The organism is Bradyrhizobium sp. LA2.1, from assembly GCF_040547725.1.
Classification (GTDB): domain Bacteria; phylum Pseudomonadota; class Alphaproteobacteria; order Rhizobiales; family Xanthobacteraceae; genus Bradyrhizobium; species Bradyrhizobium barranii.
The window spans coordinates 203,290-230,203 of sequence record NZ_JBEPQI010000005.1; the positions used below are offsets into that span (position 1 = coordinate 203,290).

29 protein-coding genes are annotated in these 26,914 nt (G+C 64.3%); 27 read left to right on the forward strand and 2 right to left on the reverse strand.

The features are described 5' to 3' along the window. Positions 1-30: 30 nt before the first annotated feature. The 26 genes from ABIB95_RS11345 (at position 31) to ABIB95_RS11470 (ending at position 23,678) form a co-directional block, all read left to right on the forward strand. Complete coding sequence (locus ABIB95_RS11345) at positions 31-801, forward strand: MotE family protein (protein WP_071909953.1); 771 nt, start codon at positions 31-33, stop codon at positions 799-801. Next, a complete protein-coding gene (gene flgH / locus ABIB95_RS11350; protein WP_354239344.1) occupies positions 802-1,497 on the forward strand; it encodes a flagellar basal body L-ring protein FlgH in 696 nt (231 codons plus the stop codon). Between the two features lie 42 nt (positions 1,498-1,539). Then, on the forward strand, positions 1,540-1,983 hold the full coding sequence (locus ABIB95_RS11355) for a flagellar basal body-associated FliL family protein (protein ID WP_014492666.1): 444 nt from the start codon (positions 1,540-1,542) through the stop codon (positions 1,981-1,983). Further along, positions 1,980-2,720 carry a flagellar type III secretion system pore protein FliP gene (gene fliP / locus ABIB95_RS11360; RefSeq protein ID WP_354239346.1) on the forward strand — a complete coding sequence of 247 codons (741 nt, stop codon included), beginning with the start codon at positions 1,980-1,982 and terminating at the stop codon, positions 2,718-2,720. Before ABIB95_RS11355 ends, fliP begins: the two co-directional genes overlap by 4 nt. 261 nt (positions 2,721-2,981) lie before the next feature. Beyond that, positions 2,982-3,944, forward strand: coding sequence for a flagellin N-terminal helical domain-containing protein (locus ABIB95_RS11365; RefSeq protein ID WP_354239348.1), 963 nt, complete (start codon positions 2,982-2,984; stop codon positions 3,942-3,944). Positions 3,945-4,212: 268 nt separating this feature from the next. Then, a complete protein-coding gene (locus tag ABIB95_RS11370; protein ID WP_354239350.1) occupies positions 4,213-5,181 on the forward strand; it encodes a flagellin N-terminal helical domain-containing protein in 969 nt (322 codons plus the stop codon). 300 nt (positions 5,182-5,481) lie between these two features. Further along, the gene (locus tag ABIB95_RS11375) at positions 5,482-6,447 is read left to right on the forward strand and encodes a flagellin N-terminal helical domain-containing protein (RefSeq protein ID WP_354239352.1); all 966 of its coding nucleotides are present in this window, start codon (positions 5,482-5,484) and stop codon (positions 6,445-6,447) included. Between the two features lie 300 nt (positions 6,448-6,747). Further along, on the forward strand, positions 6,748-8,376 hold the full coding sequence (gene fliF / locus ABIB95_RS11380) for a flagellar basal-body MS-ring/collar protein FliF (protein ID WP_354239354.1): 1,629 nt from the start codon (positions 6,748-6,750) through the stop codon (positions 8,374-8,376). Further along, positions 8,373-9,068: a hypothetical protein gene (locus tag ABIB95_RS11385; RefSeq protein WP_354239356.1), complete on the forward strand. Its 696-nt coding sequence runs from the start codon at positions 8,373-8,375 to the stop codon at positions 9,066-9,068. The genes fliF and ABIB95_RS11385 overlap by 4 nt, the downstream gene beginning before the upstream one ends. Before the next feature lie 6 nt (positions 9,069-9,074). Then, complete coding sequence (locus ABIB95_RS11390) at positions 9,075-10,415, forward strand: MotB family protein (protein WP_085405307.1); 1,341 nt, start codon at positions 9,075-9,077, stop codon at positions 10,413-10,415. Continuing rightward, on the forward strand, positions 10,412-11,596 hold the full coding sequence (locus ABIB95_RS11395; RefSeq protein WP_354239358.1) for a chemotaxis protein: 1,185 nt from the start codon (positions 10,412-10,414) through the stop codon (positions 11,594-11,596). The genes ABIB95_RS11390 and ABIB95_RS11395 overlap by 4 nt, the downstream gene beginning before the upstream one ends. Further along, positions 11,593-12,918: a flagellar hook-length control protein FliK gene (gene fliK, locus ABIB95_RS11400; RefSeq protein WP_354239360.1), complete on the forward strand. Its 1,326-nt coding sequence runs from the start codon at positions 11,593-11,595 to the stop codon at positions 12,916-12,918. Before ABIB95_RS11395 ends, fliK begins: the two co-directional genes overlap by 4 nt. Then, a complete protein-coding gene (locus ABIB95_RS11405) occupies positions 12,869-13,450 on the forward strand; it encodes a transglycosylase SLT domain-containing protein (RefSeq protein ID WP_354239362.1) in 582 nt (193 codons plus the stop codon). The genes fliK and ABIB95_RS11405 overlap by 50 nt, the downstream gene beginning before the upstream one ends. 97 nt (positions 13,451-13,547) lie before the next feature. Next, the gene (locus tag ABIB95_RS11410; RefSeq protein WP_071909973.1) at positions 13,548-14,780 is read left to right on the forward strand and encodes a flagellar hook protein FlgE; all 1,233 of its coding nucleotides are present in this window, start codon (positions 13,548-13,550) and stop codon (positions 14,778-14,780) included. A gap of 34 nt (positions 14,781-14,814) precedes the next feature. After that, complete coding sequence (gene flgK / locus ABIB95_RS11415) at positions 14,815-16,290, forward strand: flagellar hook-associated protein FlgK (protein WP_354239364.1); 1,476 nt, start codon at positions 14,815-14,817, stop codon at positions 16,288-16,290. A gap of 3 nt (positions 16,291-16,293) precedes the next feature. After that, the gene (locus tag ABIB95_RS11420) at positions 16,294-17,340 is read left to right on the forward strand and encodes a flagellar hook-associated family protein (RefSeq protein WP_354239366.1); all 1,047 of its coding nucleotides are present in this window, start codon (positions 16,294-16,296) and stop codon (positions 17,338-17,340) included. A gap of 55 nt (positions 17,341-17,395) precedes the next feature. Further along, positions 17,396-17,740 carry a flagellar biosynthesis regulator FlaF gene (gene flaF / locus ABIB95_RS11425; RefSeq protein ID WP_354239368.1) on the forward strand — a complete coding sequence of 115 codons (345 nt, stop codon included), beginning with the start codon at positions 17,396-17,398 and terminating at the stop codon, positions 17,738-17,740. After that, positions 17,740-18,159 (forward strand): flagellar biosynthesis repressor FlbT, encoded by a 420-nt coding sequence (gene flbT, locus ABIB95_RS11430; RefSeq protein ID WP_166344145.1) that lies wholly within the window; start codon positions 17,740-17,742, stop codon positions 18,157-18,159. The genes flaF and flbT overlap by 1 nt, the downstream gene beginning before the upstream one ends. Positions 18,160-18,174: 15 nt before the next feature. Next, positions 18,175-18,594, forward strand: a complete 420-nt coding sequence (flgD, locus tag ABIB95_RS11435; RefSeq protein WP_166344144.1) for a flagellar hook assembly protein FlgD — start codon at positions 18,175-18,177, stop codon at positions 18,592-18,594. After that, a complete protein-coding gene (gene fliQ / locus ABIB95_RS11440; protein ID WP_014492683.1) occupies positions 18,591-18,857 on the forward strand; it encodes a flagellar biosynthesis protein FliQ in 267 nt (88 codons plus the stop codon). Before flgD ends, fliQ begins: the two co-directional genes overlap by 4 nt. Positions 18,858-18,933: 76 nt before the next feature. Then, positions 18,934-21,015, forward strand: coding sequence for a flagellar biosynthesis protein FlhA (gene flhA / locus ABIB95_RS11445; RefSeq protein ID WP_071909981.1), 2,082 nt, complete (start codon positions 18,934-18,936; stop codon positions 21,013-21,015). Continuing rightward, positions 21,012-21,764 carry a flagellar biosynthesis protein FliR gene (gene fliR / locus ABIB95_RS11450; RefSeq protein WP_166344143.1) on the forward strand — a complete coding sequence of 251 codons (753 nt, stop codon included), beginning with the start codon at positions 21,012-21,014 and terminating at the stop codon, positions 21,762-21,764. Before flhA ends, fliR begins: the two co-directional genes overlap by 4 nt. Before the next feature lie 5 nt (positions 21,765-21,769). After that, the gene (locus tag ABIB95_RS11455) at positions 21,770-22,189 is read left to right on the forward strand and encodes a hypothetical protein (protein ID WP_354176254.1); all 420 of its coding nucleotides are present in this window, start codon (positions 21,770-21,772) and stop codon (positions 22,187-22,189) included. Beyond that, complete coding sequence (locus tag ABIB95_RS11460) at positions 22,186-22,671, forward strand: rod-binding protein (RefSeq protein WP_063981319.1); 486 nt, start codon at positions 22,186-22,188, stop codon at positions 22,669-22,671. The genes ABIB95_RS11455 and ABIB95_RS11460 overlap by 4 nt, the downstream gene beginning before the upstream one ends. Positions 22,672-22,710: 39 nt before the next feature. Further along, positions 22,711-23,223: a flagellar biosynthesis protein FlgN gene (locus ABIB95_RS11465; protein ID WP_354239370.1), complete on the forward strand. Its 513-nt coding sequence runs from the start codon at positions 22,711-22,713 to the stop codon at positions 23,221-23,223. Further along, a complete protein-coding gene (locus ABIB95_RS11470; RefSeq protein WP_014492689.1) occupies positions 23,220-23,678 on the forward strand; it encodes a hypothetical protein in 459 nt (152 codons plus the stop codon). The genes ABIB95_RS11465 and ABIB95_RS11470 overlap by 4 nt, the downstream gene beginning before the upstream one ends. 122 nt (positions 23,679-23,800) lie before the next feature. Here ABIB95_RS11470 and ABIB95_RS11475 read toward each other — a convergent pair whose 3' ends face one another. Continuing rightward, the gene (locus ABIB95_RS11475) at positions 23,801-24,571 is read right to left on the reverse strand and encodes a response regulator transcription factor (RefSeq protein WP_028147148.1); all 771 of its coding nucleotides are present in this window, start codon (positions 24,569-24,571) and stop codon (positions 23,801-23,803) included. A gap of 817 nt (positions 24,572-25,388) precedes the next feature. Here ABIB95_RS11475 and ABIB95_RS11480 point away from each other — a divergent pair. Beyond that, positions 25,389-26,315, forward strand: a complete 927-nt coding sequence (locus ABIB95_RS11480) for a hypothetical protein (protein WP_354239372.1) — start codon at positions 25,389-25,391, stop codon at positions 26,313-26,315. 14 nt (positions 26,316-26,329) lie between these two features. Here the strand turns inward: ABIB95_RS11480 and ABIB95_RS11485 are convergent, their stop codons facing one another. Further along, entirely contained in the window at positions 26,330-26,911 is a 582-nt protein-coding gene (locus tag ABIB95_RS11485; RefSeq protein ID WP_028147146.1) for a MarR family winged helix-turn-helix transcriptional regulator, read from the reverse strand. Between the last annotated feature and the right edge of the window lie 3 nt (positions 26,912-26,914).

Genomic DNA, 26,914 nt, shown 5'->3' on the forward strand with positions numbered 1-26,914 from the left:
AGGTCTCGACCGAGAATCGCACGCGGCCCGATGCTGAAGCTGGATCACAAAGCCAAACTCCTCCTCCTGGTCGCGGCCTGCGCGTTCGGATGCGCTTCGCCCGTTCTGGCGCTGGATGAGGCCAAGCCGTCGAAGCCGCTCAACCTGTTGTCGTTCGCGCGTGCCCGCGCGCCCGGACCGCAGAAGCCGTATCCGGCGGCCTCGTCGATACCGGGCGACAATGCGTCGTTCCGGGCGACGGCGTGGGCCGCCGAAGATTCCGGACCCGCAATCACGGGGGCCGTGCCGGCTCCCGAGAAGCCTGCGCCGGCGCCCGCAGTCGCGCCCGTGCGCCCGGCCAAGCCGGGCAGCGTCACGGCGCCGCCGAAGCCTGCACCGGCACAGGCTGCGGTACCTGCGGACAATGAGGTCGCCCTGTTCTGCAGCAATGTCGCCGACCCCGCCGTCGATGCGCGGTTGGCCTGGCAGCTCAGGGAGCTGGAGAAGGCCGAGACCCAGCTCCGGGAGCGGATCGCCGAGGTCGAGGCCAAGCGCGCCGAGTACGAGAAGTGGATGGCGCTGCGTGACGACTTCCTGAAGAAGGCCGAAGCGAGCGTCGTCGAGATCTATTCGCGCATGAAGCCGGATGCCGCGGCGACCCAGATCGCCGGGATGGCGGACGAGACCGCCGCCGCCGTGCTTGCAAAACTCAGTCCGAGGAGCTCGAGCGCGATCTTCAACGAGATGGAGACGGCACGCGCGGCGCACCTTGCCGATCTGCTCGGCGGAATGCGTCGCGTGGATGACGGAAAGACCAAATAGATGAAGAATCTGATCCTCATCCTGCCGCTCCTGTTGCTGACCGGGTGCATCGGCGATCCCGCGGAAGTGCTGACCGGTCCGCGACTGTCGCCGGTCGGCACCGGCCTGAGGACACAGGCCGATCCGATTCCGGTGACGCCCCGCATGCGTACGCCCGTCAGCTATCGCTCGACCTGGGACGACGGCACGGATCTCTATCGCGATCCCCGTGCCCGGCGCACCGGCGACGTCGTGACCGTCATCATCTCGATGCAGGACAAGGCCAAGCTCGACAACAAGACCGATCGTTCGCGCGATTCGCAAATCAAGTTCGGGCTGGATTGGCTGATGGACGTCGCCGGATGGCAGGACAAGGGCTCGACCAGCGCCAATCTGAACACCAACACCCAGATCAAGGGGAACGGTCAGATCGATCGTACCGAAGACATCAAGCTGTCGATTGCCGCCATCGTCACCGACGTGTTGCCGAACGGCAATATGATGATCAGCGGCTCGCAGGAGTTCAAGGTCAATACCGAGATGCGCGTGCTCAACGTCGGCGGCATCGTGCGTCCGCGCGATATCTCGCGCACCAACACGATCTCCTACGAGAAGATCGCCGAGGCACGCGTGGCCTATGGCGGTCGCGGAAATCTGTCTGACGTGCAGCAGCCTGGATGGGGACATCGGATCTATGACGCCGTGGCACCATTCTGAGAATCGCGCCGACCGCGCCGCGCCGCGAGGGCAGGGGACGTGATGCGCCTGATTGCGGCCATTGTGGTGCTGACCCTGATCGCGATCGGTGCGGGCGCGGTTGCCGGCCTGCATCTGTTCGCGGCCGCGGAGCGCGTCGCCGACGCGAAGAAGACCGCCACGCCGCCGCCCCTTGCCACGAGCTACGCCGGCAGCGCACGGCTGAGAAAGCTGTCTCCGATCGTGACCAATCTCGCCGCGCCGGCCAACAACTGGGCCCGTGTCGAAGCCTCCATGGTGACCGATAGCATGAGCGACGAGGATGCCGGCATCCTGGCCGCCCATATCAGCGAGGACATCGTGACCTATCTGCGGTCGGCATCGGTTGGCCAGTTCGAGGGATCGCGCGGGCTTCAGCATCTGCGCGACGACCTGACGGAGCGGGCCAATATCCGCTCGTCGGGCAAGATCCGCGAATTGATCATTGAGACCTTGGTGATTCAGTGAGAGTGAGAGTCCTGCTGCTCGCGTTGGTTCTGGTCGTGCTGCCCGAGGTGGCACTGGCCCAGATTCCGGACCTCAACTCGCTGCTGCCGCCCGGCAACGGCTCGACCAGCGGCCGCATCATCCAGCTGATGGCGGTGATCACGGTGCTGTCGGTGGCGCCGGGGCTGCTGATCATGGTGACGAGCTTCACGCGATTTGCGGTGGCGCTGTCGTTCCTGCGCTCCGGTCTCGGCCTTCAGACCACGCCGGCCAATCTGGTGCTGATCAGCCTCGCACTGTTCATGACCTTCTACGTGATGGCGCCGACCTTCGACCGCGCCTGGGAAACCGGCGTCCAGCCGCTGATGAAGAACGAGATCTCGGAGGAAGAGGCCTATCTGAAGATCACCGATCCGTTCCGCGAGTTCATGCTGGCCCATGTCCGCGACAAGGATCTCCAGACCTTCGAGGCACTCGCCGCGGAGAGCTTTCGCAAGAAGTTCGACGACAAGCGCATCGACATGCGCGTCATCATTCCGGCCTTCATGATCTCCGAGCTCAGGCGCTCGTTCGAGATCGGATTCCTCATCATCCTGCCGTTCCTCGTCATCGACATGATCGTGGCGACGCTGACCATGTCGATGGGGATGATGATGATGCCGCCGACGATCATCGCGCTGCCGTTCAAGATGCTGTTCTTCGTGTTGATCGACGGCTGGAATCTGCTCGCCTCCGGACTGGTGCGGTCGTTCTCGTAGCGATCGCGATCGCCGGCCGGTTATGGTTAGCGAGAAGTATCGGCCTATGGTTAGCAGAGGGTAATGTTAACTATATGATATTACAGCGAAATTCAAGCCGATCTTAATCTCGGCGCAAGATTCGACGTGCTAGCAATGCGGCACGGCGGGTTGGACCCCACCCACATCAGTCCAAAGGCATGATGCCGCCCCTCCGTACCGGTGAAAGTCCGGTATGTCCCCTCGTGAAAAATGTAACGCGTACATAAAGGGACATTCGCAATGTCAAGCCTGCTTACGAACTCGACCGCCATGACCGCGCTCCAGACCCTGCGGTCTGTCGGCTCGCAACTCTCCACCACGCAGACCCGGATCTCGACCGGCCAGCGCGTGGCCACCGCTTCGGACAACGCCGCCTACTGGTCGATCGCGACGTCGATGCGCGCCGATAACGCCGCGCTCTCCGCTGTCTCCGACTCGCTCGGTCTGTCGGCTGCGACCGTCGACACGCAGTACACCGCTCTGACCACGGTTATCGGCGACAAGGACTCCGGCCTGACCAAGCTTCAGTCGCTGCTGGTCCAGGCCAAGACCGCCGGTGTCGACCGCACCAAGATCCAGGCAGACGTCACCCAGATTCAGCAGCAGATGAAGTCCACCGCTGATGCGGCGACCTTCAACGGAATTAACTGGCTGAGCATCAACACCTCGGCCGGTCCCGCGGCCACGCCGGCGTCCTTCAACCTGGTGTCGTCGTACTCCCGCGTCGGCGGCACGCCCACGATCGGCTCCATCACGGTGACGACCGCGAACTTCGCGCTCTACACCACCGGTGGCGCATCTTCGACCGGCATTCTCGACACGACCGTCGCCCCGCCCGCCGGTGGCCCGACGCCCGCCCCGGCCGCAGCCTCGGTCGCCACCCTGAACATCGGTAGCTTGACCGATGCGGCGCCCGACCAGGTCCTGCTCGACAGCTACATCGCGCAGGTCACGACCGCGATCAACACGGTGGCCTCGGCCGCCGCCAATCTCGGTGCCGTCAAGAACCGCATCTCGACCAACACGGACTTCGTGAAGTCGCTGATGGACTCGGTTGATCGCGGTGTCGGCCAGCTCGTCGACGCCGACATGAACCAGGAGTCCACCCGCCTGGCGGCCCTCCAGGTCCAGCAGCAGCTCGGCGTTCAGGCGCTTTCGATCGCCAACAACAGCAGCCAGAGCATCCTGTCGCTGTTCCGCTAAGCTTTAAACCATCTGGGGAGGGCCGCGCTTCTCGCGAAGCGCGGCCCTTTCGTTTGGCGTGACGCCGCGCACATGCGGTAATTTCGGCTGCCCTGTTGCGGCTCGGACACAGAGCCACAAGCCTCGCACAAGCTTCACGGGCTATCGTCGCCGTTACGACAGGTTGGGCCTGCTATTTCGCCGCCCAAAGGCATGACGCCGCCCTGTCGTACCGGTGCAAGCCCGGTATGTCCCCAAAAACAGTTCAATCTTCAAAGGGACATCAAAAATGGGTTCAAGTCTGCTCACCAACTCGTCTGCAATGACCGCGCTGCAGACCCTCCGCAATGTCAGCTCGCAGCTCGCGACCACGCAGAACCGGATCTCGACCGGTCAGCGCGTCTCGACCGCTTCGGACAACGCTGCCTACTGGTCGATCGCGACGTCGATGCGCTCCGACAACGCCGCGCTCTCCGCCGTCTCCGACTCGCTCGGTCTGTCGGCCGCGACCGTCGACACGGAATATACTGCTCTGACCTCGGTCATCGGCGACAAGAACTCCGGCCTGACCAAGCTCCAGGCGCTGCTGGTCGAAGCCAAGACCGCCGGTATCGACCGCACCAAGATCCAGGCTGACATCACCCAGATCCAGCAGGATATGAAGCTCAAGGCCGACTCCGCGACCTTCAACGGCATTAACTGGCTGAGCATCAACACCTCGGCCGGTCCCGCGGCCACGCCGGCGTCCTTCAACCTGGTGTCGTCGTACTCCCGCGTCGGCGGCACGCCCACCATCGGCTCCATCACCGTGACGACCGCGAACTTCGCGCTCTACACCACCGGTGGCGCATCTCCGACCGGCATTCTCGACACGACCGTCGCCCCGCCCGCCGGCGGCCCGACGCCCGCTCCCGCCGCGGCCTCGGTCAGCACCATGAACATCGGTGCGCTGACCGATGCGGCGCCCGACCAGGTCCTGCTCGACAGCTACATCGCGCAGGTCACGACCGCGATCAACACGGTGGCCTCGGCCGCCGCCAATCTCGGTGCCGTCAAGAACCGCATCGCGACCAACACCGAATTCGTCAAGACCCTGATGGACTCGGTGGATCGCGGTGTCGGCCAGCTCGTCGACGCCGACATGAATGCGGAATCGACCCGCCTCCAGGCCCTGCAGACCCAGCAGCAGCTCGGCGTGCAGGCGCTCTCGATCGCCAACCAGAACAGCCAGAGCATCCTGTCGCTGTTCCGCGGCTAAGCGTCAAAACCATCAGGGGAGGCCGCGCTTCTCGCGAAGCGCGGCCTTTCCATTTTGGTGCAAGCTCGTCGCGCGCCATGATCCCGGCCCGGAAATTCGACTTGACGCCTTGACCTGGCTCGCCGTGTTCCGGCCCGCCGCGGAGCCACAAGCCTCGCACAAACTTCGCGTGCTATCGCCGCCGTTACGACAGGTTGGGCCGGCTATTTCGCCGCCCAAAGGCATGATGCCGCCCTGTCGTACCGGTGCAAGCCCGGTATGTCCCAAAAAATTTCAATCCGTTTCAAGGGGACGTCAAAAATGAGTTCTAGTCTGCTCACCAACTCGTCTGCAATGACCGCGCTGCAGACCCTCCGCAATGTCAGCTCGCAGCTCGCGACCACGCAGAACCGGATCTCGACCGGTCAGCGCGTCTCGACCGCTTCGGACAACGCTGCCTACTGGTCGATCGCGACCTCGATGCGCTCCGACAACGCCGCGCTCTCCGCCGTCTCCGACTCGCTCGGTCTGTCGGCCGCGACCGTCGACACCGAATACACCGCTCTGACCTCGGTGATCGGTGACAAGAATTCCGGCCTGACCAAGCTCCAGGCGTTGCTGGTCGAAGCCAAGACCGCCGGTATCGACCGCACCAAGATCCAGGCTGACATCACCCAGATTCAGCAGGACATGAGGCTCAAGGCCGACTCCGCGACCTTCAACGGCATTAACTGGCTGAGCATCAACACCTCGGCCGGTCCCGCGGCCACGCCGTTGTCCTTCAACCTGGTGTCGTCGTACTCTCGCGTCGGCGGCACGCCCACCATCGGCTCCATCACGGTGACGACCGCGAACTTCGCGCTCTACACCACCGGTGGCGCATCTCCGACCGGCATTCTCGACACGACCGTCGCCCCGCCCGCCGGTGGCCCGACGCCCGCCCCGGCCGCAGCCTCGGTCAGCACCCTGAACATCAGTGCACTGAGCGACTCGGCGCCCGACCAGATCCTGCTCGACAGCTACATCACGCAGGTCACGACCGCGATCAACACGGTGGCCTCGGCCGCCGCCAATCTCGGTGCCGTCAAGAACCGCATCGCGACCAACACGGACTTCGTCAAGACCCTGATGGACTCGGTGGACCGCGGTGTCGGCCAGCTCGTCGACGCCGACATGAACGCGGAATCGACCCGCCTTCAGGCCCTGCAGACCCAGCAGCAGCTCGGCGTTCAGGCGCTCTCGATCGCCAACCAGAACAGCCAGAGCATCCTGTCGCTGTTCAAGTAAGCTTCGGCTTTGAAAACAACCGTGCTCCCCCGGGAGCACGGTCCCCGCCATGACCGGCGGGTGTGGCGGCACAAGATGTGCCCGTAATGGAAGATCTCCCGACGCCAGACGTCATGCAGCACGCCGCAGCCGATCGCGCTGCCATGCGCCCGCTTGTTGCTCCCGACCTGATCGCGTCGTCCAAGATTCTTGTAAAATTGCAACGCCTCGCCCGCGAACCGACACATTCGCCTCCTCGCGCAACCTTCAGACAAGGTTGGCAGCGGAGTGTCCCATACGTTCGCATTGGTACGAGGTCACATGCTGCTCAGTCGTGCGCAGGTACAGCAACTGCTCAACAATCTGCTGGAGCTTGGGCCGCGACGCCTGATGGCCTTGGGACTGATCGGCTTTGCCGTTCTCGTCACCGTTGTCGGCGGCGCCTATTATCTGAGCCGGCCTGAGTTCGAAACGCTCTATACTGGCCTCAATCGCGAAGACGTGACGCGCATCGGCGCCGCACTGCGCGAGCAGAATATCACATTCGACGTCAATACGGCCGGCGACGCCGTCTCGGTGCGCCCGAGCCAGACCATGCAGGCGCGGATGCTGCTTGCCGAGAAGGGGCTGCCGACCAGCGCCAATTCCGGCTACGAGCTGTTCGACAAGATCGGCTCGCTCGGCCTGACCTCGTTCATGCAGGAAGTCACCAAGCTGCGGGCGCTGGAAGGCGAGATCGCGCGCACCGTGCAGCTGATGAAGGGCGTCAAGGCGGCGCGGGTGCATATCGTGATGCCGGTACGCGGCTCGTTCCGGGCGACGCAGCAGCCGCCTTCGGCGTCGGTCGTGCTGCGCACCGACGGCGCACTCGAGGCGCGCACGGCGCAGTCGATCCGCCACCTCGTCGCGGCGGCCATTCCCGGCATGAGCCGGGACAAGGTGACGGTGCTGGATGCCGATGGTTCGATGCTGCTGGCCGAAGAGGACGAAGCGAGCGCAGCGCCGACCAAGATGGCGAGCCTCCAGAAGACGGTCGGCGGGATGGTGCAGGAGAACATCCGCAAGGCGTTGACGCCATATCTCGGCCTGGACAATTTCGAGGTGAGCGTCGCGCCGCAGCTCTCCACCGACAAGCGGCAGACCAACGAGACGGTCTACGACCCGGAGAGCCGCGCCGAGCGTTCGGTCCGGAACGTGCGCGAGAAGGAATCGTCGCAGAATGCGGACCGTTCGACGCCGACCACGGTGCAGCAGAACCTGCCCGACCAGCAGGTGAATTCCGGCGGCACAAAGAATTCCAGCGAGGACAAGACCCGCCGCGAGGACGTCACCAATTTCGAGGTGTCGTCCAAGACAACGACGACGGTGAGCGACGGCTATTTGGTCAAGAAACTCTTCATCGCCGTGCTGGTCAACCGCGCGCGGCTCGTCGCCGATCTCGGCGACAAGAGCAACCAGGCGATCGTCGACAGCAAGCTCGCCGAGATCAGCCAGCTCGCGGCGACGGCAGGCGGACTGGACAAGCAGCGCGGCGACCAGATCCAGGTGACGGCCGTCGACTTCATCGAAGGCTCGCGCGAACTGGCGCCGGTGCCGCCGATCAGCTTTGTCGAGATGATCAACAAGCAGCTCGGCAGCGTCATCAATGCGGTCACCATCCTGGCCGTTGCCTCGATGCTGGTCTGGTTCGGCCTTCGCCCCGCGGTCAACGGCATTCTGACGCATCGCGCAGCGCAGGAGCAGACCGAGGCGGCCGAGGCCGCCGAGCTCGAAGCTGCAACAGCACTTGCACTGGCCGACAGTCAGGACCCCGAGCTCAACCTCGTCGAGGATCTCGAAGGCAAGATGCAGCGGACGCCGCAGAAGCGGCTGGAGCAGATCGTCCGGCTCGATCAGATGCAGGCGGCAGCAATCCTTAAAGACTGGATGCGACGCGAGGAGGCAGCATGAACGCGGCTATCGGAAAACTCCTGACCCAGTTCGACGCGAATGGGCGGGCCAAGTCTCCACCGCCGCCTCCGCCCCCCAAGATCCAGGATGTGCTGACTAGGCCGATGGAGGTGCGGCGCGAGCCCCAGCCGCCGCGTCAGGCCCAATCGCAGCCGCAGCTTCAGTCGCCGCTTCCGGCGCCCGAGGCGGAAGCTCCGTCGGTCAATCTTCTCGAAGATGCCTATCGTCGCGGCCATGCCGCCGGTGTCGCGGAAGGCGATGCCAGGGTTGCCGAGGAGCGCGTCCGCAGCGCGATCCGGCTCGGCGAGGAGCGGGCCAAATGGTCCGACCAGCAGGCGGTCACGATCGTAGGCGGCTTCGAGACGGCCTGCCGCGAGATCGAAACCAACATCGCAAGCTCGGTTGCGCGGATATTGCTGCCTTTCCTCGCCGACGCCCTCCGTGACAAGGCGATCGGATCGCTGGTCGAGCAGATCGCGGCGCTGACCGGCAATTCGCCGGTGCCGGTGTTCAAGATCACCGGCCCGGGCGAATTGCTCGATCTGGTGCGCTCGCAGCTCCAGACGGCCCGGCGAACCGGGATTGAATACGAAGCCGCCGACACTTTCGAGGTCCGTGTTGTCGCCGACCAGACCGTGATCGAGACGCAGATTGCGGCGTGGAGCGAACGTCTGAACGAGGCGCGCCGGTAGTCCGCCATGGAAGAAGTCAAGCACGAGCTGGTGATCATCCGCAGGCGCAGCGCCTTCGCCGAGGAGGCGCATCACGGTGGCGTCTGGAAGATCGCGTATGCGGACTTCATGACCGCGATGATGGCGTTCTTTCTGGTCATGTGGCTGCTCAATGCGCTCAACCAGGACCAGAAGCAGGTGGTCGCGAGCTATTTCAACCCGATCAAGCTCGCGGAGAACGCACCCGCTCCGAAGGGCCTCAAGGATCTCAGCAAGAAGGAGCCGACGCAGTTCGAAGGCCAGGACGGCAAGCGTCAGCCGGCCGGGCCGAACGAAGAACGTCGCGGAGACTCGCCGACGGCGGAGAAGCCTGCCTCCTTCGAAGAGAAGGTTCTGTTTCGCGATCCCTACGCGACGCTTGCCGAGATCGCCAACAGCGCGAACCAGGCCTCGGGCCAGCGCCGTGCCGGCGCGCTGACCTCCGCCGAAGAGGACGGCCTCAAGGGCGGCGATGCCTACCGCGATCCCTTCGATCCCGGCTATTGGAAGTTGACGCCGCAGACGTCCAAGGATGCGGATCACTTCGTCGACAGCGAGCCAAAGCCGAACGCGTCCGCGCGCGACAACGCGTCCGGGACAGGTCAGGGCGAGCCGCAGGCGCAACGTGCCAAGCAGGACGATGCCGGCGGAAGCGTGGCGCCGAACGCGGACGCGTCGTCTGCAAGCCTGTCGCCCCTGCTGCCGCCGGGGCCTGCGCCTTCGCAGGCTCAACGCGATGGCAGTGCCCAGGCAAATGCGCCGCAACCGGGCGCCCAGGCTGGCGCTCAAGCCAATGCCGCCGCGCAGCCACGCCCCGGCGATCAAGCAAAGAATTCCGAATCGCGCGATGCGGCACAGACCCAGCAGCCGACCGTCAAGCAGCTTCAGTCTGCTATCGCGGATGCGCTGTCGGACATCAAGGCCGGTGCGGGCCCGGTTGCCGAGGTGCGTCAGGTCGAGGAGGGCCTTCTGATCAGCCTGACCGACGATGCGAGCTTCGGGATGTTCGCGGTCGGCTCGGCCGAGCCGCGGCCTGAGCTGATCCGCGTGATCGACAAGATCGGGCCACTGCTGACGAAGCGCCAGGGCATGATCATCGTGCGCGGCCACACCGACAATCGGCCGTACAAGTCTGAGAATTACGACAATTGGCGGCTGTCGACCGCGCGCGCGCAGATGGCTTACTACATGCTGGTTCGGTCCGGCGTCGATGCGCAGCGGATCGAGCATGTCGAAGGCTACGCCGATCGGCGGCCGAAACTGACGAACGATCCTGCTGCCGCCCAGAACCGCCGGATCGAGATCCTGATCCGGGAGAAGCGCCCTTGATCAGGCCGCTCCTGCGCGCCGCGCTGCTGCTGCCGTTCACGACGGTATGCGCGCTTGCCGATCCGGCACCGTCCCCGGCATCAACCTCGGGCGAGCCCTATGAGCTCGTGCGCACATTGCAGGCGGTGCAGGATGGCATTGCCCGTGGCGACACCGCGGCGCATGGCAGCCACATCGCGCTGACCCGGCAGGTCGGCGAGAAGTTCCTCGCCGCCGATCCGGGCGTGTGGAGCAACGCGCAGAACGGCCAGGCCGTCATCATCTATTTGCTCAGCGGCGGCGGGCCGCAGGTCGTCCGAAAGCTGCCGCGCGACAAGTTGAACGTCGACGAGCGGCTGTTCAATGGTGCGCTGGCCTATGTCGAAGGCCGCCAGGACGAAGCGCGCGAACTGCTCAAGGACGTCAAGCCGCGCACGCTGCCAACGGGCCTGGGTGGACAGGTCGCGCTGGTCCAGGGCGCGCTGTTCGCGCGCGCCGAGGCATCGCTCGCGATCGAGCGCCTGGACGACGCGCGGCTGCTGTTGCCGGGCACGCTGGTGGAGGAGGCGGCGCTGCGGCGCGAGATCCTGCTGGTCGGGCAGGCCGAGGATTTCGACAAGTTCGAGTTCCTGACGCTCGCCTATATCCGCCATTACCGCAACTCGGTTTATGCCGGGGACTTCTGGCAGCGCTTCGCCTCCGGCCTGACGCAATCGAGCATTGCTCTCGACGAGCGCCGCTTTGCGCGGATCGTCACTCTGCTGGAGCAGATCGACCGCGCGAGCCGCCTCAAGCTTTATCTCGTGATTGCGCGCACCGCGATGGTGCATGGACGGCTGGCGGTGACCCGGCTTGCAGGCGAGCGTGCGCTGACGCTCAGCGCCGATGCCTCTGAGGATCGCGAGCGCGCGCATTTCTTACGTGGCGTCTCGCGGGCGCTCACTGACGAGTATGACGGCGGTGTCGCCGAGTTGAAGGCCCTCGACCGCTCGAAGTTGCCCGAGCGCGACGTTCCGTTGCTGAATGCGACGTTGCAGCTCGCACTCGACGTCCGCAAGCCGTTCGCGGGTGGATCCGCCGCCGCCGCCGACAAGCCTCCGGTCACGCCGGCGCGTCTCGATCTCGCCGCGTCGTCCGAGACGCTTGCGCGCGCGCGGAAGCAGCTCGGCGAACTCGAACGCCTCACCAGGGATCGCCCATGACGAAGCTCAGTGGAACCTCCGGACAGGTCTTTTCGGGTCTCGCCGAAAGCCTCAACATGCGCGGCGCATCGCGCTCGGGAAAATCCGCCGGAGCGAAATCGCCGGCAGATTCGTCGTTCAACGATCTGCTGCACACCGTCTCGAATCTCGCGAAGCGGGCGCTCAACGACGAGGCCGGCAACACGAGCGCGAAGGCCGGATCGTTGCGCACGCACATCGCGCGCCCGGCCGACAAGGACAAGACGGCGCGCGAACGCACCGAGGCCGATGACGAGCCCGAACCCATTCGCAAATCGTCCGACGAGAAAACTGAAAAATCGCCGGAGACGCAAACTCCGGTCGACCACGGCGCGAAGACCGATGTTTCGGCCCGATCGAGCATTCCGGCGGTCGTCGAACAGCAGTTCGCCGCCGTGCCGGCCGTGAAGCCGCAGCTGCAATCGTCGGCGGGCGACAAGAAGGACGCGCCTGCGCGCGACGAGCGCTCTGCCACGACGAAGCGTGAGGTCCAGGGCACCGCGAAGGTCACGTCTGCCGAGCCCGCGCCGCCGGCTGCCGCTTCAACGGGTACGCGCTCGCAGGGCGCGCCTTCGCAGGCGGCGGCAGCCGCGCAGCAAGGCAGCGATGCGTCCTCGAAGCCAATGCCCGCGACGCAAGGCTTCGAGGCCGTCACGGCCAATGTCGAACGCGCCGTCAAAGCCTCGGCGCGGGACGCATTGCCCGAAGCGACCAAGGTCACCGTGGTCCAGCAGGAGACCCATCTGCCGCCGGCGCAGTTCAGCGCTCCGCAGCAGGTCGCCAACGCAGTCGTCGCCGAGCTGAAGGAGTCGCCGGCTCCGACGGCGTCCACCGCCCCCGATCTCGCGACGTCGCAGACCAATGCGCCTGAGCCGCTCAAGATCCTGACGATCAATCTCGAACCGCCGGCACTCGGCAACGTCACGGTACGCCTTCGCCTCGTCGGCTCGGAGGTTTCCGTTCACCTCGCGGCCGCGCGCAAGGACACCAGCCTGATGCTGGATCAGCAGCGTGACTCGATCCGCGATCTCATGCAGTCGGCGGGCTATGTCGCCGACGTCGCGCCCGTGCAGCACGGCTCGCTGGACGGATTCCAGAGCGGCTCCGGCCAGCCGCAGCCGCAGCTCTCCGGCCAGCAACAGCCATCGTCGCAGTCGCAAGGCACGTTCGGCGGCGCCGGCACGTCGTCCGGGCAATCGGACGGCGGTGCCAAGCAGGCCCGGCAGGAGCGCCAGTCCAACCAGGAGACGCGTCATGACCAGGACGTGGGCCCGCAGATTCGTCGCGGTCCTGTTTATCTGTAACGCGGGCGCCGCGGCAGCGGCGACCGACAACGCGCGCCCGTGCGAGCGCGAGATGGCGCGTGCGTCCCAGCAGCACGGCATTCCGCTCGGCATTCTCTATGCGGTCGGTCTCACCGAGACCGGGCGGCGCGGTGCGCTCTATCCTTACGCACTCGGCGCCGACGGCCAGACCGTGTTCGCCAAGGACATGAACGACGCGATCGCGAATTTCGAGACGATGCGCAGCAAGGGCATCAAGCTGATCGACCTCGGCTGCATGCAGATCAACCATTATTATCACGGCGACAAGTTCACGTCGGTGCGCGCGATGTTCGATCCCGCGAAGAACGTCGAATACGCCGCACGCTTCCTGAAAGAGCTGAAGCAGCGCGAGGGCAGCTGGACCATGGCGGTCGCGCGCTACAACGCAGGCCCCAAAAATCAGCCCGCGCAGAAGCGCTACGTCTGTCACATCGTCGCGCATCTCGTCTCCAGCGGCTTCGGCGCGTGGACCGACAAGGCGCGCTCGTTCTGTCAGCCGAAGACGACATGACCGCTACAACCTGAAAGTTGTGCACGGATCCCAATCATCAGCTCCGCGCAAGCAAGAACCCGCATTGTAGATACAACCTGACAAAGGAGCCTACTTCATGAGCCTGTATGGTGTTATGCGCACCGGCGTTTCCGGAATGAGCGCGCAGTCCAACAAGCTGTCGACGGTTTCGGACAACATCGCGAACGTCAACACGACCGGTTACAAGCGGGCTTCGACGGAATTCTCGTCACTGATCCTGAAGAGCGGCTCCGGCAATTACGACTCCGGCGCCGTCGAGACGACGGTTCGCTACGCCATCAGCGACGCGGGACACACGCAGTTCACCACGTCGACCACGGACCTCGCCGTGCAGGGCAACGGCTTCTTCGTGGTGTCGAACGCAGCCAACACGCAGCAATATCTGACGCGCGCCGGCTCGTTCGTGCCGGACGCCCAGGGCAATCTGGTCAACGCGGCCGGCTACTACCTCCTGGGCCAGCCCGGTAAGGTGACCAATTTCTCGCAGAACAGCCTGTCCGGCATGCAGATCGTCAACATTGCCCAGGTTTCGCAAGTGCCTGTGCCGTCGACGGCGGGAACGCTCACGACCGGCAATCTGGATCCGAAAGCGGCTGTGATCGCCGGTCCGCCCGGGCCGGCGTCATATTCGTCGAAGAGCTCGATCGTGGCCTACAACAATATCGGCCAGGCCGTTACGCTCGACGTCTACATGTCCCACACGGCGACGGCCGCCGGCTCTGACACCTGGCAGCTTCAGGCTTACAATTCCGCGACAGGTGCGTCGGTCGGTGCCGCCACCACTTTCACCTTCGATACGACCGCAACCGGCAAAGGCACGCTGGCCGCGGCGAGCCCGACGACTCTCGCCCTCACCGTTCCCGGCGGTGCGGCGATGAGCCTGGACCTGTCGAACATGACGCAGGTCGGAACCGACTTCAGCTTCAAGGCGACTGTCAATGGCAGCGTTCCATCGGCCATCGACAAAGTCGATGTCGACGATTCGGGCTTCGTGACGGCGATCCTCAAGAACGGTCAGCAGCTGACGCTCTACACCATCATGCTCGCCGACGTCGCGAGCCCCGACAACCTGACGCCGGAGCCCGGCAACGTCTATTCGACCAACATGAATTCCGGCAACGCGCAGGCCGGGAATGCCGGTACCGGCGGTCTCGGCACTGTCCAGTCGGGCGCGCTGGAGGACTCCAACGTCGACCTCGCGGACGAACTCACCGGGATGATCGAGGCGCAGCGCGGCTTCACTGCGAATTCGAAATCGTTCCAGACCGGCGCCGACCTTCTCGACGTCGTCGTCAACCTGAAGCGCTGAATCCTCAAGCGCTCATTCCGGGCAAGAGCAGATCATGTCCCTTACCGCCGCTCTCGACTCCGCTCGTGCGTCGCTCATGGCGTCGGGTATCCAGTCGTCGACGATCTCGCGCAACATAGCCGGTGCCAGCGCCGCCGGCTATTCGCGCAAGATCGCCGTGCTGGACAATCTCCCCGGGGCCGGCGTTTATGTGGCGGCGATCCAGCGCGCCGCCAGCTCGGGTCTCTATAATAACGTCCTGATCGCGACGTCTGGGTCCGCCAAGCAGAATGCGATCCTGGACGGTCTTCAGAAGATATCGGCCTCGACTGTGGACGATCCCGAACTTGGGCAGTCGCCGGCCGCCCAGCTCAACAAGCTGAAGCAGGCGCTCCAGCAATATGCCAACGCTCCGGACAACACCACGCTGGCGCAGGCGGCGGTCACGTCCGCCAAGGACATGGCGACCGCGCTCAACCAGGCCACCAAGACCGTGCAGACGGTGCGCCAGGGAGCGGACGCCGACATGGCGACTTCGGTCGGGAATATCAATCAGCTCCTGACCCAGTTCGATAAGGTCAACACCGCGATCGTGAAGGGGACGATCGCCGGTGACGACGTCACCGATTACCTCGACCAGCGCGACAACATCGTCTCGAAGATGTCGCAGGAGGTCGGCGTCTCGATGACGCTGCGCGCCAACGGCGACGCGGCGCTCTACACCGACAGCGGCGTCGTGCTGTTCGACAAGACGGCGCGCTCGGTCAGCTTCGCGGCGACCAACATCTATACGCCCGGGACCACCGGCAATGCTGTCTATATCGACGGTGTCCCGGTCACCGGCGCCAATTCCGTGATGCCGATCAAGACCGGCAAGCTCGCTGGCCTCGCCCAATTGCGCGACAACGCCACGGTCACGTATCAGAGCCAGCTCGACGAGGTCGCACGCGGCCTTGTCGAATCCTTCAAGGAGGTCGACCAGTCCGGCGCCGCGCTGCCCGACCGGCCCGGCCTCTTCACCTATCCCGGCTCACCCGCGATGCCCGCAAGCGCGACCGTCTCGGTCGGCCTGGCCGGCTCGATCAGCGTAGCCGCGTCGGTCGACCCGGCCCAGGGCGGCAATCCCAACCTGCTGCGTGATGGCGCGATCAGCGGCAACGTTGCCTACAGATACAACACCACCGGCAATGCCGGCTACTCGACCAGGCTGCAGCAGCTGATCGGCAACATGGATGCGTCGCAGCCATTCGATGCAACCACGCAAGGCAAGCCGACCGGCAGCTTGATCGATTTCGCGGCGTCGTCGACGAGCTGGATCGAAAACCAACGCAAGGCCGCGGACGACAACGCCACCTATCAGAACACGCTGCTCGACCGCAGCTCCGCGGCGCTGTCGAACGTCAGCGGCGTCAACATGGACGACGAGATGTCCTTGATGCTTCAGGTCGAACGTACCTATTCGGCGTCGTCGAAGATCATCTCGACCGTCGACCAAATGTTGCAGAGCCTGCTGGCCGCCGTGGGGAACTAAGTCATGATGAGCGCCAACTACATCTCGACCCTGATGCTGTCTTCGTCGTTGAGGTCCTCGATCACGAACAATCAGGCCGCGCTGACCAAGGCCTCGAAGGAAGCCACCACCGGCCGCTTCGCCGATGTCGGCCTCGAGCTTGGTGCCACGACGGGAAGCGACGTCACCCTGCGGGCGGACCTGAGCTTCGCCGATCAGCTCGTCGATACCAACGGGCTCGTCTCGGGGCGCCTGGACACGACGCAGAACCGGATCACCCAGCTCGGCACGACCGCAACCTCTTTCCTCAAGGACCTGATCGCGGCCCGCAGCACCGACGGCGGCGGGCGGATCATCCTGCCGCCTGCGTCCTCCAATCTCCAGGACCTGATCGGCGCGCTGAACGTCTCCTATAACGGCTCGTATCTGTTCTCGGGCATCAACACGCAGAACCAACCGATCACGGCTTACACCGCGGGCTCGGCCAGCAAGAACCAGGTCGACGCCGATTTCCTTGCGACCTTCGGCTTCTCGCAATCCTCGGCCAGCGTGAGCACCATTACCCCGGCCCAAATGCAGACCTTCCTCAACACCACCTTCGATGCCGAGTTCGCGAGCCCGGCCTGGAACACCAATTGGTCAACGGCCACCGACCAGACCATGCAGAGCCGTATCTCCACGACCGAGATCGCCGATACGTCCGTTAGCGCCAACCAGATCGGCTTCCGCAGGCTCGCCGAGGCCTACACCATGATGGCGGATCTCGGGAACGCGAAGCTGAGCCAGGACACGTTCCAGGTCGTCGTGGACAAGGCCATCGGCCTCGTCGGTACCGCCATCACTGACCTCGCTACGCTCGGCGGCAGTATGGGCACAGTCCAGCAGCGGGTCACCGGCGCCACCGAAAAGCTCAAGGCGCAGCAGGACATTCTGAACAATCAGATCGTTGGTCTGGAGGCGGTCGACCCGACGGAGGCCTCGGTCAGGGTCAACACCCTGCAGACCCAGATCAAGACGGCACTGTCGCTGACGTCGCAGCTCCAGCAGATCAGCCTCATCAACTATCTCTGAGCCGCGGTCTGTCACCTTTGTCTTGTTATTCGGTCTCCTGCGCAGAGTGGTTCTAATGACGTTTGAAGCCTATGAAGCGGTTGTCGACGATAGCGGCTATGAGGCGCGGGGCCGCGAGCGGCAGGCGCTCAGCCTCGGCATCGACCGGCTCGAGCGGGTTCGGAGCGAACGCTTCAGCTTCGAAGATCTGGTCGAGAGCCTGCTCTATGTCCGGCGGCTGTGGACGATCTTCATCGAGGATCTCGCCCATCCGGAGAACGCACTCCCGGAAAAGCTGCGCGCCGACATCATCTCGATCGGTCTGTGGGTCGTCAAGGAAGCCGATCGGCTTCGCGACGAGAAGTCGAACGACGTGATGCAGCTCATCGAAATCAACCGCCTGATCCGAGACGCCCTCTGATGAAAATATCCTTGCGGGCGGGCGAGCGGATCTACGTCAATGGCGCTGTGCTGCGCGTGGACCGCAAGGTCTCCGTCGAGCTCGTCAACGACGTGATGTTCCTGCTCGAAGGGCAGGTCATGCAGGCTTCCGACGCCACAACGGCGATGCGGCAGCTCTATTTCATCGTCCAGCTCATGCTGATGAACCCGACGGATATCGGCGCCGCAGTCGCGCTCTACGGGGAGCATCACGCGGCCCTGCTCGCGGTTTGCGAGAGCCGCGAGATGCTCGACGGGCTCGCCGCGATCCACGAGCTGGTCCGTACGACCCGCTATTTCGAGGCGCTCAAGCGGATCCGGGCGCTGTTCCCGGTGGAGGACGCAATCCTGGCCGGGCTGGCCGGCGCCGCCACCGAGATCCCATTCCAGGCTGCCTGACAGCGGAGAGGCTACATGAACGTCACCAGCGCGACCGACAGCACCAGCAAGTCCAATGCGACCGATTCCACGAAGAACACGGCGAGCAACACCGTCGACTACAATACCTTTCTTCAGCTCCTCGTCGCCGAGATGAAGAATCAGGATCCGACCAATCCGATGGATACCTCGCAGTACATGAGCCAGTTCGCCCAGCTCTCGACGGTCGAGCAGGCCATGCAGACCAATTCGAAGCTGGATGCGCTGCTGTCGTCGCAGTCGCTGTCGCAGGCCAACGGGCTGATCGGAAAGACCGTCAGCTTCACCGACGCGACCGGCGCGACCTTCAGCGGCAAGGTCGTTTCGATCTCCATCAACAACGACGGCTCCATCGCAACCCTCGAGAACGGCACGAAGGTCGCGGTCGGGCCCGGCCTTACGATCAGCCAGTCATGAACGAGCGGGACGCCCTCGACATCGTCCAGGCGGCGATCTGGACCATCATCGTCGCCTCCGGCCCCGCCGTCGGCGCCGCGATGCTCGTCGGCACCGCCATTGCGCTGATCCAGGCGCTGACCCAGGTCCAGGAGGTGACGCTGACCTTCGTGCCGAAGATCATCGTCATCCTCCTGGTCGTTGCCGTCTCCGGCTCCTTCATCGGCGCCCATCTCTCCACCTTCACCGAGATGGTCTATTCGCGGATCGAGCACGGCTTCTGATCCGCGCGAGCCCGGCCACCACCCTCGCGTAAGCTTTGCACGGCAGATTGCGGGGCGGACCCTCTGCCGGTGACCCATGGCCGATACATTAGCTGCTAGCCTGCCGACCCCGCGACGATTGGGGGCCGACGCCTTTTTCGCAGGCGGTATCGTGGCCATGCTCACGATCCTGTTCCTGCCAATACCGCCGATCTTGATCGACCTCGGCCTCGCCTTCTCGATCGCGCTGTCCGCGCTGATCCTGATGGTCGCGTTGTGGATCCAGCGGCCGCTCGATTTCTCCGCCTTCCCGACCGTGCTGCTGATCGCGACGATCCTGCGGCTGGCGCTCAACGTTGCGACCACTCGTCTGATCCTGTCGCGGGGCGGGGAGGGCGAACAAGCCGCGGGTCACGTCGTTGCCGGCTTCTCGAAGTTCGTCATGGGCGGCGACTTCGTCATCGGTCTGATCATCTTCGCGATTCTGGTGACGGTGAATTTCGTCGTGATCACCAAGGGCGCAACGCGTATCGCGGAAGTCGGTGCCCGCTTCACCCTGGACGCCATCCCGGGCAAGCAGATGGCGATCGACGCCGATCTCTCCGCGGGCCTCATCGACGACAAGGAGGCCCAGCGCCGGCGCCGCGAGCTCGAAGAGGAGAGCGCGTTCTTCGGCGCAATGGACGGTGCTTCGAAATTCGTCCGCGGCGACGCAATCGCCGGCCTGATCATCACGGCGATCAACATCTTCGGCGGCATCATCATCGGCGTGACGCATCACGGGCTGACGCTGTCGCGCGCCGCCGACGTCTACACCAAACTCTCCGTCGGCGACGGTCTGGTAACGCAGATGCCGGCACTGATCGTGTCGCTGTCGGCGGGCCTCCTGGTCTCCAAGGGCGGCACCAGGGGGTCGGCGGAGCAGGCCGTGCTGAGGCAGCTCGGTGGCTACCCGCGCGCGGTGTCGGCGGCGTCGTTGATGATGTTCGTGCTCGCCTTGATGCCTGGGCTGCCGATGGCACCCTTCGTGCTGCTCGGCGGTGCCATGGCCTTTGTCGGCTACTCGCTGCCGCGGCGGCAGGCGGCGCGGGAGAAGAAAGAGCATGCGCGCAAGGCCGACGAGCGCGCCCAGGCCGATGCCAAGGAATCCGTCAAGGAATCGCTCAAGACCGCAGAGATCGAGGTGTCGCTCGGCGGCCATCTGTCGGTCCATTTGCTGGGCGCGCGTACCGAGCTTGGGCACCGGGTCAGCAAGCTCCGCAAGAAGTTTGCCAAGCAATACGGCTTCGTCATTCCGGAGATCAAGCTCAGCGACAATCTGTCGATCGATCCCAAGGGATACCAGATCCGGATCCACGACACGCGTATCGCCCATGGCGAGCTGCGGCTCGGCGAGGTGCTGGTGCTCGTCGACAAGGACGGCAAGCCCGACGTGCCCGGCGAAGAGGTGATCGAACCCGCTTTCGGCATGAAGGCGCTGTGGGTGACGGAGGCGTTCACCGACGAGGTCAAGCGTCAGGGCTGCAAGCCGGTCGACAATCTGTCGGTGCTGCTCACGCATTTAAGCGAAGTGCTCAGGGCAAATCTCGCGCAGCTGCTGTCCTACAAGGACATGCGCGGGCTGCTCGACCGTCTCGATCCCGAATACAAGCGCCTGGTCGAGGATCTCTGCCCGTCGCAGATCTCCTATTCGGGCCTGCTGGCGATCCTGAAGATCCTGCTGGCCGAGCGCGTGTCGATCCGCAATCTCCATTTGATCCTGGAGGCCATTGCCGAGATCGCCCCCCATGTGCGGCGGTCCGAACAGGTCGCGGAGCATGTGCGGACGCGACTTGCCCAGCAGATCTGCGGCGACCTTTCCGACAACGGTGTGCTGAACGTCGTCCGCCTCGGCAACCGCTGGGACCTGGCGTTCCACCAGAGCCTGAAGCGCGACGCCAAGGGCGAAGTCTTCGAATTCGACGCCGATCCTCGCCTGATCGAGCAGTTCGCAACCGAAGCCAGCGCCGCGATCCGAAAATTCACCGAGAACGGCACCAGCGTGGTTCTGGCGGTCACCCCGGAAGCCCGCCCCTATGTCCGGATGATCCTGGAGCGGGTGTTCCCGACCTTGCCGGTCCTGTCGCATGTCGAGGTCGCGCGCAGTGCCGAGATCAGGGCGCTGGGGGCCATATCGTGATCAGCGGCCTCGCCGACAGCGTGCTGGTCACGTTCATCGTGTTCTGCCGCATCGGCGCCTGCCTGATGCTTGTGCCCGGCTATTCCAGCGTCAACGTTCCGGCCCAGGTTCGCCTGTTCGTCGCGCTCGTCACGACGTTTGCGCTGACGCCGATCCTGATCTCGGTCCTGAAACCTCTCACCGACAACGCCGCGCCGCTGACGCTTGTGCTCCTGATCTGCTCCGAGCTCGTGGTCGGCAGCGTCATCGGGCTTGGCGGGCGGGTGTTCTTCCTCGCGCTGCAGACCATGGCGACCGTGATGGCGGGCGCGATCGGGCTCAGCAACATCCCGGGAACGCCTGTCGGCGACACCGATCCGGCGCCGGCCCTGGTGCCGCTGATCATGGCAGCCGTCACCACATTGTTCTTCATGACCGACCAGCACTGGCAGGTCCTGCGCGGGCTGATGAACTCCTACGACGTCTGGCAGCCCGGCAACAGGATCGGCGGCAGCATGGCGCTCGAGCAGCTGGTCAGCCGCCTGTCCGAGGCGTTCGTGCTGACGCTGCGGATCACCAGCCCCTTCATCGTCTATTCGGTCATCGTCAACCTCGCGGTCGGCCTGATCAACAAGCTGACGCCGGCGATTCCGGTCTATTTCATCTCGGTGCCCTTCGTGCTGTTCGGCGGCTTCCTGCTGCTCTACCTCACCAGCGACGAGCTCTTGACGCAATTCATGCTCGGCGTCTCGTCGTGGCTGGCGGAGTGATGGTCATGACGTCGCGCGCGGACAAGCTCGGCCGGATGGTCTCGCTCGTGAAGCTTCAGCTCCGGCTGTCCGAATGGCAGCTCGCGCATCTGCGGCAGCAGGAGCGCAGCTTGCAGGACGAGCAGGAATGGCTGGTAGGAACCCTCAACGAGGGCAAACCGCCGGCGGGCTCGTCGAGCGATTCAATCGCGCGGCGCCTGAACAGGACGAGCGCCGGTGCGCGCGCGGTCCAGGCGCAGGCGTCGCAGCAGCTCGACCAGGTCCGCGCGGACACCCGCCGTGTGAAACAGCTCGAGCAGGTCGCGAAGGCTGCGCTCGCAGACAAGCTTCGCGACGCGGAGGCGCGCTCGCTCGAAGAGATGACGGGAATAAGCCCCGCCGTGCGCGACTGGACGCCACGGCCACCCAGCCGGAACAAGACATGATCGTGACAGCGACGCCCGACCTCGTTCTCGATGTCCTCGATGCCGCCGACCCCGTGACGCAGCGGGCGGCGACCGCGAAGCTCGATGCACTGAAATCGTCGGACGCCGATTTCGCCGCCACCATGGACGCGGAGGTCGGCAAGGCCAAGGCGGCGAATGCCGATCAATCCGCGGCGCAGGCTGCCGAAGCGCAGCAGCCGGGTGCGGTGAACGGGCCGCCGGTGCGGGTGATCAAGGCGCCCGCATCCGGCGAGGTGTACCGGAAGTTCGAGGCGTTCATTCTCCAGACCTTCGTCGAGACGATGCTGCCGAAGGAGTCGGAGGAAGTCTTCGGCAAGGGCACGGCCGGCGGCGTCTGGAAGTCGATGCTGGCGGAGCAGCTTGGTGCTCAGCTGGCAAAGGGCAAGGGCATTGGCATTGCCAAGCAACTCGCCGCTGCGCAACCGGCGGGGCCCGGCGTTACGGAAAAGACCGGATCATGATCCGGGAATGGGTGACAGAAGTTGAGGGGTGAATTTCCTATGCAAGCACAAGAAGGTGCGGCGGTCCTGGTGGTGGAGCAGTCGGTCGTGGACGCCGAGGCGATGACGCTGGAAGCGGCAGAAGGCGATGCGTTCTTGCCTGCGCTGCTGCCGAATCTCGGCGGTGACGTGGTGAACGACGGCACCGACGCGGCGAGATCGGACGAGGTGCGTGGCCTGCTGTCTGCGATCCGCCGGCTCGAGAACATCGTCGAGGAGGAGACGGTCGCGCTCTCGACGGGCAAGAAGATCGATTTCGACGACTTCAGTGCCCGGAAGAGCCGGAGCATGCTCGAATTCGTCCGCTTGATGCGGGCCCGGATGCATCTCGGCAACGAGGTCGAGATCACCGAGGAGATCCAGCGGTTGCGCGAGAAGCTCGAGCGAAACCGTTCCATCCTCGAAATGCATTACGATGCGGTGCGTGAGGTCGCGGCCATCATCGTCAAAGCGATCAAGGAAGCCGAGTCGGACGGCACCTATACCGGCCGCACAGCACAGGACGGAAAATGATCAGACTCGTGCTGGCCGGGCTCTGGGTATGCATCCTCACCGCGGGCACGAGCTATGCCGTGGCCTATTGGAAGGAAAATGGCAGCCTGCTGCCGGCGAAGGACGAATATCTCGACGGCCTTCAATACCAGAAGACGCGGGCGCTGAGCGTGCCAATGGTCGAGGGCGGCAGCGTGCAGGGCTACATCGTGGCGCGCTTCGTCTACACCGTTGAGGCGCGGATCATGCACCAGCTCAACGTCCCTCCGGAGCCGTTCGTCGTCGACGAGGCCTTCCGCAGGATCTATGCCGACGACCGCCTCGATTTCAGGAAGCTCGCCCGTTACGACCTTTCCATCCTCACGACGGCCATCAAGCAGCGCGTCAACGAGCGGATGCAGGCCGACGTCGTCCAGGACGTCCTGGTCGAGGACTTCAACTATGTTTCGAAGGAAGAATTCCAGCAGAAGCCGTAGCTGTCGCGGCGCCGGCATCGCGAGATCGCTGTTCCGCTATCCCTGCCGCTGAAAGTGCAACGGCCTCTGCGAAGGGTACTCCGCAGAGGCCGTTGTCGTTTTCGTGGCGGTGCCCTGCCGCGTTAGTTTCCGGCCGGGTACGCCGCCGGGGCGGCATGTGCCCTGTTCAGGAGGATGCCGACCTCGTCGAGTTCCTGCATCGGCACGTCGATGGTCTCGCCGGCAGGGATGTTGAGGCGGTATCCGACGTAGCGCCTGGCCACGATCGCGTCGAAGCCGAGGCGGTCGCGGAGTTTCTTGCGCAGCTTGCTGACGTGGCTCTCGATCACGCTCTCGTCGAAGGTCGACTCGAAGATGCCGTAGACCGCGTTGAAGATCTGCGTCTTGGTGATCCACTTGCCGTGGTTGCTGACCATATACTCGAGAATGCGCAGCTCGCGGCGGGGCAGGGTGAGAGCGTGGCCCGCGATCTCGGGGTCACGTCCGTTGAAGAAGACCTGGATCCTGGTCTCGCAGGGCCTCGGCAGCTCGCCCACCCGGCGGCGCGCGATTGCGGCCGTTCGGGCGAGGATCTCGCGCAGGTGAATTGGCACGTGGACCACGTCGTCGACGCCCGATTCGAACAGCTCAAGCGTGTTCTTGAGCATCTTCTGGCCGCTCATGGCGATGATGGGCGCCGAGGAACGCTTGCGCATCGCCCGTGGCAGGCTTCCGCGGGCATCGCAGTCCCCGAGGAGAAAGGCGTCGACCGCCGCCAGATCCGGTTCGCTCGCAGATTGCAGCCAGTCCCAGAATTCTCCGGAAGAGAAGCCGATCGACGATACACCTTCGCGAACGAGCCCTCCAACGTAGCTGTTCGTGACGCTCTCGCGATCATCAACGATAATATACATTAGTCTTTCGCCCCTGTTTCGCACTTGTTGCGGCCGGATGGTTGTTGTGATGCCCGGCTCGGCAACCATGCTGTTTGACGATATTTCCATCCCGCGAACCGTTGTTATGGTTTCGATATTCGCGGGCAGCCCTACGCATTCAGTCCCTGCGTGTGCAGGCCTGCTACTTCGACTCGATACTGAACGCTTACTGCGTGAGGCTCGGCGGGTGTCTTACGGATCACCTCGCGGAGCGGATTGAGACAGACCTAGAACAGTTGCGCCAACTTGCCGATTGCGTCCGAACGCACCTGAACTGTGTCGATCTCCTCGCCAACTGGCGAGAATCACTTGAGTAGGACCGTAACAATTGCCGATTTCCGATCAAGCGCGCGCAGCAAAGCGGTTGCTATGCGTGTTTGATGCTGTTGATTCGTTTCTGGTTGTTTCTTTGTATGTTCGATCGCATCAGTTGATTTGGTAATCGAACTAGTTTTGCACCGTAGCGTTTCTAAAGTTCCGCATCCCCGCGTAATCACAGCTATTTTGCGCGGTGCTGCGGGTCATGCGCATAGTGGGGTTTTCAACCCGGGATTGACTCTCCTGCCGGTGTTTCCCCATGCGACAATTCGACTCATGTATGGCGCGGCGACTCCAGCTTGGCGAAATCTTGGCGAGTGTGTGTCTTTCGAGTCGCACTCTCGCCACGTCCATGACGCTTTTGACTCATGCGACGTCGCATCGGGCGCGATGAAAAGTTTTCGCTGCGCACGTTTCAGGCAAGCTTCGGCAAATAACTTCACCGTTCGATAGATCGAACCGAACGGAGCATTTTCACATGTTGTCCGATGGACAAGCTCGTCCCAACGCGACCGCTGATGTTTCCGCGGCGGCGAAGCCGGCTCCGGATGCGCGCGATACAAGCACGACACAGACGGCCAAGCCCGCTGCAAGCGCGAAGCGTGTGTCGGCTGCGGCGAACGACGAGACTCTGGCGAAAGAGGCGCTCGAGGGGCTGAAGCGTATTCGCGCCAAGGCGCGCCTCGACAAGATGGCGATACCGAAGCCTGCGCCGACCGTGATGAAGCCGGCCGTGATCGTAGCCAAGCCGCCGCCGCCGCGTCCGACATGGGTCGCGCCGCTCGCAACATTGGCGGTCGCTGCGATCCTGGTGGTCTGTGCCTGCACCGGCGTGATCGCCTATCTCACCACGCAGCCCGCCCAAAGCAACGTTGCCGCCAATACGGAGATCAGGAATCTGCGCGAGACTGTCGCGCTGCTGCGCAAGCAGGTGTCGGGCGTGTCCGAAAATCTCGACGGCCTGCGCACCGCGGTCGATCAGTCGAGCAAGGCGACCAACGATCGCTTCGGCAGGTTCGCCGAGAATCTGGACCGTATCGAGCGGGTGAGCTCGTCCTCGACGGTGAAGCTGGACAAGCTCGCCCAGGCTCAGGCCCAGGCGCCGGCGGCCGTCGCCTCGCAGTCGCCCTCGCAGACGATGCCGATGATGGCCTCGGTTGCCGCGCCCGAGATCACGGGTTCGGTTCCTCCGTCGGCGCCGCGCAAGGTGGTCAAGGGCTGGTCGGTCCGCCAGGCCTATGAGGGGATTGCGATCCTGCAAGGTCCGAACGGCGTCATCGAGGCCGTGCTTGGACAGCAGGTACCCGGCCTTGGCCGCATCGAAGAGATCAAGAACGAGAACGGCCGTCTGGTCGTGGAGTCCAGCGGCGGCGTCATCTACTCGTCACGCAAGGCGACGCCGTGATCGAGGGCCGCCTCCTATTGGCGATGATGCTCGAAGCTGGTGCATAGCAGATCGATCTCCGCCTCGGCGATCGGCGCGCGAAACAGGCGGCAGCTGAACTCGGCGGCGCCGGGCTTGCCGTCCGTGGCGGTGCGATCTTCGCGCAGGAAGATGCATCGCTTGCAGACGTCGGTATGGTGCCGCTGCTCGGCCGCGTCGGCCTGATCGAGCACGTGCCGGAGCGTGTCGCGAAAGCGGATCTTGGCCTCGTCGTCGAGGACGGCGATCGGCTCGAGGAGAACGCTGATGGGGTCGCGCACCAGGAACTTCTTGCCCTGCTGCGTCACGCTCAGCGTCACCGAACGCTTGTCCGTCGCGGAGCGCTTTCGCTCCAGATATCCGAGCCGCTCGAGCTCGCCGATGATGAAAGAGGCGGTGCCGCGCGTGGTGCCGACGTAGCTCGCGAGCGCCGAGGGCGTCCGCGAGAAACGGTTGGCGCGGGACAGAAAGCGCAGGGCCATCCATTCGCGATCGCGCAAGCCATGCTTGGTGCCTTCGAACCACAGGATGCGGGCCATCTGTCCCAGCAATTCAATCGCTTCGCGAGCTAAAATCATTTC

What these genes read in the sequence shown, in the direction of transcription:
- ABIB95_RS11470 (WP_014492689.1), top strand. Translation starts at nt 23,220, where the DNA reads ATGATCAGACTCGTGCTGGCCGGGCTCTGGGTATGCATCCTCACCGCG.
- ABIB95_RS11465 (WP_354239370.1), top strand. Translation starts at nt 22,711, where the DNA reads ATGCAAGCACAAGAAGGTGCGGCGGTCCTGGTGGTGGAGCAGTCGGTC.
- ABIB95_RS11385 (WP_354239356.1), top strand. Translation starts at nt 8,373, where the DNA reads ATGAACGCGGCTATCGGAAAACTCCTGACCCAGTTCGACGCGAATGGG.
- ABIB95_RS11455 (WP_354176254.1), top strand. Translation starts at nt 21,770, where the DNA reads ATGACGTCGCGCGCGGACAAGCTCGGCCGGATGGTCTCGCTCGTGAAG.
- fliK (WP_354239360.1), top strand. Translation starts at nt 11,593, where the DNA reads ATGACGAAGCTCAGTGGAACCTCCGGACAGGTCTTTTCGGGTCTCGCC.
- ABIB95_RS11370 (WP_354239350.1), top strand. Translation starts at nt 4,213, where the DNA reads ATGGGTTCAAGTCTGCTCACCAACTCGTCTGCAATGACCGCGCTGCAG.
- fliQ (WP_014492683.1), top strand. Translation starts at nt 18,591, where the DNA reads ATGAACGAGCGGGACGCCCTCGACATCGTCCAGGCGGCGATCTGGACC.
- ABIB95_RS11390 (WP_085405307.1), top strand. Translation starts at nt 9,075, where the DNA reads ATGGAAGAAGTCAAGCACGAGCTGGTGATCATCCGCAGGCGCAGCGCC.
- flgH (WP_354239344.1), top strand. Translation starts at nt 802, where the DNA reads ATGAAGAATCTGATCCTCATCCTGCCGCTCCTGTTGCTGACCGGGTGC.
- fliF (WP_354239354.1), top strand. Translation starts at nt 6,748, where the DNA reads ATGCTGCTCAGTCGTGCGCAGGTACAGCAACTGCTCAACAATCTGCTG.
- flgK (WP_354239364.1), top strand. Translation starts at nt 14,815, where the DNA reads ATGTCCCTTACCGCCGCTCTCGACTCCGCTCGTGCGTCGCTCATGGCG.
- ABIB95_RS11375 (WP_354239352.1), top strand. Translation starts at nt 5,482, where the DNA reads ATGAGTTCTAGTCTGCTCACCAACTCGTCTGCAATGACCGCGCTGCAG.
- ABIB95_RS11410 (WP_071909973.1), top strand. Translation starts at nt 13,548, where the DNA reads ATGAGCCTGTATGGTGTTATGCGCACCGGCGTTTCCGGAATGAGCGCG.
- ABIB95_RS11355 (WP_014492666.1), top strand. Translation starts at nt 1,540, where the DNA reads ATGCGCCTGATTGCGGCCATTGTGGTGCTGACCCTGATCGCGATCGGT.
- flaF (WP_354239368.1), top strand. Translation starts at nt 17,396, where the DNA reads ATGACGTTTGAAGCCTATGAAGCGGTTGTCGACGATAGCGGCTATGAG.
- ABIB95_RS11420 (WP_354239366.1), top strand. Translation starts at nt 16,294, where the DNA reads ATGATGAGCGCCAACTACATCTCGACCCTGATGCTGTCTTCGTCGTTG.
- ABIB95_RS11485 (WP_028147146.1), bottom strand. Translation starts at nt 26,911, where the DNA reads ATGATTTTAGCTCGCGAAGCGATTGAATTGCTGGGACAGATGGCCCGC.
- ABIB95_RS11475 (WP_028147148.1), bottom strand. Translation starts at nt 24,571, where the DNA reads ATGTATATTATCGTTGATGATCGCGAGAGCGTCACGAACAGCTACGTT.
- ABIB95_RS11365 (WP_354239348.1), top strand. Translation starts at nt 2,982, where the DNA reads ATGTCAAGCCTGCTTACGAACTCGACCGCCATGACCGCGCTCCAGACC.
- flgD (WP_166344144.1), top strand. Translation starts at nt 18,175, where the DNA reads ATGAACGTCACCAGCGCGACCGACAGCACCAGCAAGTCCAATGCGACC.
- ABIB95_RS11405 (WP_354239362.1), top strand. Translation starts at nt 12,869, where the DNA reads ATGACCAGGACGTGGGCCCGCAGATTCGTCGCGGTCCTGTTTATCTGT.
- ABIB95_RS11460 (WP_063981319.1), top strand. Translation starts at nt 22,186, where the DNA reads ATGATCGTGACAGCGACGCCCGACCTCGTTCTCGATGTCCTCGATGCC.
- ABIB95_RS11345 (WP_071909953.1), top strand. Translation starts at nt 31, where the DNA reads ATGCTGAAGCTGGATCACAAAGCCAAACTCCTCCTCCTGGTCGCGGCC.
- flbT (WP_166344145.1), top strand. Translation starts at nt 17,740, where the DNA reads ATGAAAATATCCTTGCGGGCGGGCGAGCGGATCTACGTCAATGGCGCT.
- ABIB95_RS11480 (WP_354239372.1), top strand. Translation starts at nt 25,389, where the DNA reads ATGTTGTCCGATGGACAAGCTCGTCCCAACGCGACCGCTGATGTTTCC.
- flhA (WP_071909981.1), top strand. Translation starts at nt 18,934, where the DNA reads ATGGCCGATACATTAGCTGCTAGCCTGCCGACCCCGCGACGATTGGGG.